Genomic DNA, 6,405 nt, shown 5'->3' on the forward strand with positions numbered 1-6,405 from the left:
CCATGCGCCCCGTTCAGACGATGGCGTTGTGGCGTGCCTCGGGGGCCTCGGACAGGATCTCGTTCAGCTTGGCCAGCGCCCCGGCCAGCGCGCCCTGGTCGACCGCGCCGCCCAACGACAGGCGGATCGCGTTGCCCGGTGGCGGTTCTTCCACGCTGAAGGCATCGGAGCTGGCAATGCCCAGCCCCTGCTCCTGTGCGGCCTGGATCAACCGGTACTGGTCGAGCCGCGGCGGCAGCGGCAGCCACACATGCAGGCCGGCCGGATGCGCCTGGGCACGGGCCGGCAGGTAACGGGCGGCAATGGCCTGGCGCTCGCGCAGTTCCTGCTGGAAGCGCTGCACCATGTCCTGGGCCTGGCCGCTGCGGATCCACTGCGAGGCCACCGCCACCATCGACTGGGTCGGCATCAGCGCGATTGCGCGCAGCGCATCCAGCACCGGTTCCATCGGCTCGCCGGCCGGCACCACCAGGTAGGCGGTGCGCAGGCCCGGCGCCAGGCACTTGGAAAGGGTGGAGATGTAATAGACCGCGCAGCCCACATCGCGGTGGGCGGCCAGCGGCGGCGCGGCGTCTCCGGCCAGCAACCAGTAGGGATCGTCTTCGATCACGGTCAGATCGTGGCGCTTGGCGACCGCCAGCAGGGCCTGCCTGCGTTGTGCCGACATCGTCGCCGTGGTCGGGTTCTGGATGGTCGGTACCAGGTACAGCAGGCGCGGGCGGCGTAGCTGGCAGGCCTCCTCCAGTGCGTCGGGGAGCATGCCTTCGGCGTCCATCGCCACTGGCACCACGCCCCGCTGCAGCACGCGCGCGGCGGCCAGCAGGCCCGGGTAGGTCAGCTGCTCGGCGGCAATCAGCTCGCCCGGCTGGGTGCGGGCCAGGATCAGCGCGCACAGTGCGGTCTGCGCACCGGGGCAGATCACCACCTGGTCGGCACCGACCGTCCCCAGCATCGGTGACAGCCACTGCACAGCGGCGGCGCGGTCCTCGCGGGTGCCGGCGCCGACGTGGTAGCTCATCAGTTCGCCCTGGCCCAGCTGCTGGCCCACGTGCTGGAAACCGGCCTCCATGCCCTGTGCGAACGGCGCGCTGCCCAGCAGCGGCGGGATGTTCATGCTCAGGTCCACCGAGGTGCTGCGGTTGCCGGCCGACAGCGCGATGAAGGTACCGCCAGCGCCTTGGGCGTCGAGCAGGCCGGCCTGGCGCAGCTCGGCGAAGGCACGGGTGACCGTGGTCAGGTCCACGCCCACCTGCTGGGCCAGGTCGCGCTGCGGCGGCAGGCGGTCGCCCGGGCGCAGCACGCCGTCATCCACCGCCTCGCGCACCTGCTGGGCAATCTGCAGGTACAGCGGGCCGGCGCCCTCGCGGAAGGGGCGAACCCAGGTGCGATTGGGGTGTTTCAGGCGGCGGCCGGCGGCAGGTGGCGTCATCGGTCAGTTTTTTCCATACGTGCAGATGCACAAGTCCATACAATGATGTATCTTGTATGGGCTTGATTGGAGTGGTTCGCCTGCTTGTAGGCGACCTCGTACCCACAGTGTAGCCGCTCCACGCCCGGGCGCTGCGCGCAGGCGAGCCGGTCAAGCGCGCTTCTTCAACAGGGTTGACCTCCAATGAATATCTGCTGGAACCGCATCCGCCTGGCGCTGGTCGCCCTGGCCTGCGTCGGCCTGTCGGGCTGTGACTGGGTGCTGCTGGATTCGAAGGGCATGGTCGGGCTCGCCCAGCGCGACCTGATCCTGATCTGCATCGGCCTGATGCTGATCGTGGTGATACCGGCCATCGTGCTGACCTTCGTGTTCGCCTGGCGCTACCGCGCCGGCAATACCAAAGCCAAATACATGCCTGACTGGTCGCACTCCACCAAGGTGGAGATCGTGGTCTGGGGCGTGCCGCTGATCATCATCGCGGTGCTGGCGGTGATCGTGTGGAAGTCCACCCACGAGCTGGACCCCTACAAGCCGCTGGACGTGGCCGGTGAGCCGCTGCACGTGGACGTGATCGCCACCGACTGGAAGTGGGTGTTCGTGTATCCGGACCTGGGCATCGCCACGGTCAACCAGCTCAACTTCCCGGTCGACCGCCCGCTGGCGTTCAACATCACCTCCAACTCGACGATGAACACCTTCTTCATCCCGCAGCTGGGTGGGCAGATCTACGCGATGGCCGGCATGCGCACGCAGCTGCACCTGATCGCCAACGAGCCCGGCCAGTTCCGCGGCATGTCCGGCAACTACAGCGGGCATGGCTTCTCGAACATGAAGTTCATCGCCACCGCCAGCAGTAACGAAGACTTCGAGCGCTGGGTGGCCGAGGTGCGCAGCGCGCCGGACGCGCTCAGCTTCACGCAGTTCAAGGCGCTGGCCGCACCGTCGAAGAACGCACCGGTGCAGCACTTCTCCAGTGTTGAACCACTGCTGTTCAAGAAGGTCATCGACCAGTTCATCGGCGTTGGTGAGAACACCGCTGCTGCGACCCCGGCGGGCGCTGCCGGCGGTGCCCAGGTTTCCCAGGAGTAACGAACATGTTGGGTAAATTGACGTGGGAGGCCGTGCCGCTGCACGAGCCGATCGTCGTGGTCACATTGGCGGCCATGGTGCTGGGTGGCCTCGCGCTGCTCGGCGCGGTGACGTACTTCAAGCTGTGGGGCCCGCTGTGGCGTGACTGGTTCACCACCGTGGACCACAAGAAGATCGGCATCATGTACGTGGTGGTAGCGCTGGTCATGCTGGTGCGCGGCTTTGCCGATGCGCTGATGATGCGCGCGCAGCTGGCCGCGGCTGGCCCGGGCAGTGACGGCTTCCTGCCACCTGAGCACTACGACCAGATCTTCACCGCGCACGGCGTGATCATGATCTTCTTCGTGGCCACCCCGTTCGTGGTCGGCCTGATGAACATCATCGTGCCGCTGCAGATCGGCGCGCGCGACATGGCGTTCCCGTTCCTCAACGCCTTCAGCTTCTGGATCTTCGTGGTCGGCGCCGCGTTGATGATGATCTCGCTGGGCGTTGGCGAATTCGCCATGACCGGCTGGGTGGCCTATCCGCCGCTGTCGGGCATCGAGTTCAGTCCAGGCGTGGGCGTGGACTACTACATCTGGGCATTGCAGGCTTCGGGCATCGGCACCTTGCTGACCGGCGTCAACCTGTTCATCACCATCCTGCGCATGCGTGCGCCGGGCATGACCCTGATGAAGATGCCGGTGTTCACCTGGACCGTGCTGGTCACCAGCGTGATCATCATCGCCGCCTTCCCGATCCTGACCGTGGCGCTGGGTGCGCTCACCCTGGACCGCTACCTGGACTTCAACTTCTACACCAACACGTTGGGTGGCAACCCGATGATGTACGTGAACCTGGTGTGGGCCTGGGGCCATCCGGAGGTGTACATCCTGGTGCTGCCGGCATTCGGCATCTTCTCTGAAGTGACTGCCACGTTCGCGCGCAAGAAGCTGTTCGGCTACAAGTCGATGGTGGGCGCCACCCTGGCGATCGGCATCCTGTCGTTCATCGTCTGGCTGCACCACTTCTTCACCATGGGCTCCGGTGCCAGCGTCAATGCCTTCTTCGGCATCATGACGATGATCATCGCCATCCCCACCGGCGTGAAGATCTTCACCTGGCTGTTCACCATGTATGGCGGCCGCGTCGAGTTCAGCGTGCCGATGCTGTGGACCATCGCCTTCCTGGTCACCTTCACCATCGGTGGCATGACCGGTGTGCTGCTGGCCATCCCGGGCGCGGACTTCCTGCTGCACAACAGCCTGTTCCTGGTCGCGCACTTCCACAACACCATCATCGGCGGCGCGCTGTTCGGTTACCTGGCTGGCTTCGCCTACTGGTTCCCGAAGGTGTTCGGCTTCACCCTCAACGAGCGCCTGGGCAAGTGGTCGTTCGCGTGCTGGGTGATCGGCTTCTACCTGGCCTTCATGCCGCTGTACATGCTCGGCTTCATGGGCATGACCCGCCGCATGAACCAGTACGACAACCCGGCGTGGACGCCGTACCTGATCGCCGCCTTCATCGGTGCACTGTTCGTGTTCGCGGGCATCATCCTGATGCTGGTGCAGATCTACGTGAGCGTGCGCGACCGCAAGCGCAACCTGGACCTGACCGGCGACCCGTGGAATGCACGCACGCTGGAATGGGCCACGCCGTCGCCGCCGCCGTTCTACAACTTCGCCGTGGTGCCCAAGGCCGATGAGCTGGATGCCTTCCACGAAGCGAAGAAGCGTGGTCTGCCGCCGCCGCCGAAGAAGTACGCACCGATCCACATGCCGAAGAACACCGGCGTGCCGCTGATCCTCAACATCTGGATCCTGGTGTTGTGCTTCGCCCTGGTCTGGCACATCTGGTGGATGGCCGCGGCCAGCTTCATCGCGATGATCGTCACCCTGATCGTGCGGTCCTATGACGAGGACGTGGACTACTACGTCAGTTCCGAAGAGGTGGCGCGCACCGAAGCGGCCAACCTGGCCAAGCTGAAGGAGGCACGCGCATGAACCTGTTGACCCGCCCCGAGCTGGCCAGCGACACGCAGGCGCACGAGGACCACCACGAGCACGACCATGGCCACGAACAGGGCGGCATGAAGGTGTTCGGCATGTGGGTCTACCTCATGTCCGACCTGGTGCTGTTCGGTTCGCTGTTCGCCTCGTATGCGGTGCTCAGCACCGCCTACGCCGGCGGCCCCACCGGCAAGGACCTGTTCTCGCTGCCGTTCGTGATGGCCGAGACCTTCCTGCTGCTGGTCTCCAGCATCACCTACGGCCAGGCTGTGCTGGCGATGCATCGTCACGACACCTCGGCAGTGCTGCGCTGGCTGGGCGTGACCTTCGTGCTCGGTGCCTCGTTCATCGGCATGGAGATCTACGAGTTCTCGCACCTGATCCACGAAGGCGCGGGCCCCAGCACCAGTGCCTACCTGTCGGCGTTCTTCGCGCTGGTCGCCACTCACGGCCTGCACGTGGCCAGCGGCCTGATCTGGATGGCGGTGGTCATGCACCAGGTCTACAGCCGCGGCCTGACCCCGACCAACATCACCCGCGTGTCGTGCCTGAGCCTGTTCTGGCACTTCCTGGACCTGGTGTGGATCTGCGTCTTCACCTTCGTCTACCTGATCGGAGCCTTCTGACATGGCCCACGTCGAAACCTCGCGCGCCGGCAATGCGCACGGCTCCACCAAGTCCTACCTGATCGGCTTCGTGCTGTGCGCGCTGCTGACCGTGGTGCCGTTCGCACTGGTGATGAACCCGGTGCTGTCGCGGCCGCTCACGCTGTTCCTGCTGGTCGGCTTCGCGGTGGCGCAGATCCTGGTGCAGCTGGTCTATTTCCTGCACATGGACCGCAAGTCCGAAGGTGGCTGGAACCTGGCCAGCTTCGTGTTCACCCTGGTGATCCTGTTCATCGTCGTCGCACTGTCGGTCTGGATCATCTGGAGCATGCACTACCACATGATGATCAACTGACCGTGGCCGGGGTGATCGGCATGGACCGCGCGATCACCCCGGCACCTCCGTCCTCTTTCCCCCACGGGCAGGCCTGACCGAGACCCCGCCCGCGTCTGCGTTGGTGGTACCCGTGAAGCGTCCTGCTGCTGTTGTCCGTTCGTTGTTCTCTCCCCGTTTCCGCCTGCCGCTGCTGGCAGGCCTGGCCATCGGCCTGCTGGCCGGCTGCAGTGCGCAGTCGCGCATGGACTTCTATTCCAAGGACATCGCCTGCGAAGAACTCGGCCAGCAGTGGTCGATGCCCGACAGCCACGGCACCGTGCGTGGGCCGAAGGACCTGCAGGGGCAGGTGACCTATCTGTTCTTCGGCTTCACCAGCTGCCCGGACGTGTGCCCGACCACCATGGTCGAGCTCAGCCAGGTCAAGCACCTGATGGGCAAGGATGCCGACCAGCTGCAGGTAGTGTTCGTCAGTGTCGATCCCGCACGCGACACGCCCGAAGTCGCCCGCACCTATGTGGAAGCGTTCGACCCCAAGGCGATCGCATTGGTCGGCAACGAAGCACAACTGGCCGCGATGGCCAGCGACTTCAAGGCGTTCTACGAAAAGGAACCCGGCCCGGTGCCGGACACCTACACCATGAGCCATATCGCCGGCGGCTACGTGTTTGATCGCCAAGGCCGCCTGCGCCTGTTCGCGCCCTATGGCATGCCGGTGGACAAGCTGTTCTCGGACGTGCAGCGCCTGCTGCTCGAGCCTGGCCATCCGGCCGCCGGCAACGGCCCGTTGGCCAGCTGCCACCTCAAGCGAAGCGGCACGCTCGCTGCCGGGTAATCCTGGGCCATGCCCGGCTGATGCCGCCTGTTCGTCGCGCCCGCTGCCCCGGTAGGTGTCGACCTTGGTCGACACGCGGTGAATGAATCTGGTGGGGGGGGGGCCGGGGGGGGGCCCCCCCCCCC

At 65.6% G+C, this 6,405-nt stretch carries 6 protein-coding genes; 5 read left to right on the plus strand and 1 reads right to left on the minus strand.

Annotated elements, in window-relative coordinates:
- Positions 1-13 precede the first annotated feature (13 nt).
- Complete coding sequence (locus ACMZ91_RS10590; RefSeq protein ID WP_277778683.1) at positions 14-1,429, minus strand: aminotransferase-like domain-containing protein; 1,416 nt, start codon at positions 1,427-1,429, stop codon at positions 14-16.
- A 183-nt stretch (positions 1,430-1,612) separates the two neighbouring features.
- Here ACMZ91_RS10590 and cyoA point away from each other — a divergent pair, with 183 nt between their 5' ends.
- The 5 genes from cyoA to ACMZ91_RS10615 all read left to right on the plus strand — a co-directional run bounded on the left by cyoA (position 1,613) and on the right by ACMZ91_RS10615 (position 6,280).
- On the plus strand, positions 1,613-2,518 hold the full coding sequence (cyoA, locus tag ACMZ91_RS10595) for a ubiquinol oxidase subunit II (RefSeq protein ID WP_071227643.1): 906 nt from the start codon (positions 1,613-1,615) through the stop codon (positions 2,516-2,518).
- Positions 2,519-2,523: 5 nt separating this feature from the next.
- Positions 2,524-4,500 carry a cytochrome o ubiquinol oxidase subunit I gene (gene cyoB / locus ACMZ91_RS10600; RefSeq protein WP_049439979.1) on the plus strand — a complete coding sequence of 659 codons (1,977 nt, stop codon included), beginning with the start codon at positions 2,524-2,526 and terminating at the stop codon, positions 4,498-4,500.
- Positions 4,497-5,132: a cytochrome o ubiquinol oxidase subunit III gene (gene cyoC / locus ACMZ91_RS10605; protein ID WP_012512371.1), complete on the plus strand. Its 636-nt coding sequence runs from the start codon at positions 4,497-4,499 to the stop codon at positions 5,130-5,132. The genes cyoB and cyoC overlap by 4 nt, the downstream gene beginning before the upstream one ends.
- 1 nt (position 5,133) lies before the next feature.
- Positions 5,134-5,466, plus strand: coding sequence for a cytochrome o ubiquinol oxidase subunit IV (gene cyoD / locus ACMZ91_RS10610; RefSeq protein ID WP_006399830.1), 333 nt, complete (start codon positions 5,134-5,136; stop codon positions 5,464-5,466).
- A gap of 142 nt (positions 5,467-5,608) precedes the next feature.
- Positions 5,609-6,280 carry an SCO family protein gene (locus ACMZ91_RS10615; protein WP_107431810.1) on the plus strand — a complete coding sequence of 224 codons (672 nt, stop codon included), beginning with the start codon at positions 5,609-5,611 and terminating at the stop codon, positions 6,278-6,280.
- Positions 6,281-6,405: the final 125 nt, after the last annotated feature.

Source organism: Stenotrophomonas sp. FR024 (genome assembly GCF_047500745.2).
Classification (GTDB): Bacteria; Pseudomonadota; Gammaproteobacteria; order Xanthomonadales; family Xanthomonadaceae; genus Stenotrophomonas; species Stenotrophomonas maltophilia_A.

What these genes read in the sequence shown, in the direction of transcription:
- cyoA (WP_071227643.1), top strand. Translation starts at nt 1,613, where the DNA reads ATGAATATCTGCTGGAACCGCATCCGCCTGGCGCTGGTCGCCCTGGCC.
- cyoB (WP_049439979.1), top strand. Translation starts at nt 2,524, where the DNA reads ATGTTGGGTAAATTGACGTGGGAGGCCGTGCCGCTGCACGAGCCGATC.
- cyoC (WP_012512371.1), top strand. Translation starts at nt 4,497, where the DNA reads ATGAACCTGTTGACCCGCCCCGAGCTGGCCAGCGACACGCAGGCGCAC.
- ACMZ91_RS10590 (WP_277778683.1), bottom strand. Translation starts at nt 1,429, where the DNA reads ATGACGCCACCTGCCGCCGGCCGCCGCCTGAAACACCCCAATCGCACC.
- cyoD (WP_006399830.1), top strand. Translation starts at nt 5,134, where the DNA reads ATGGCCCACGTCGAAACCTCGCGCGCCGGCAATGCGCACGGCTCCACC.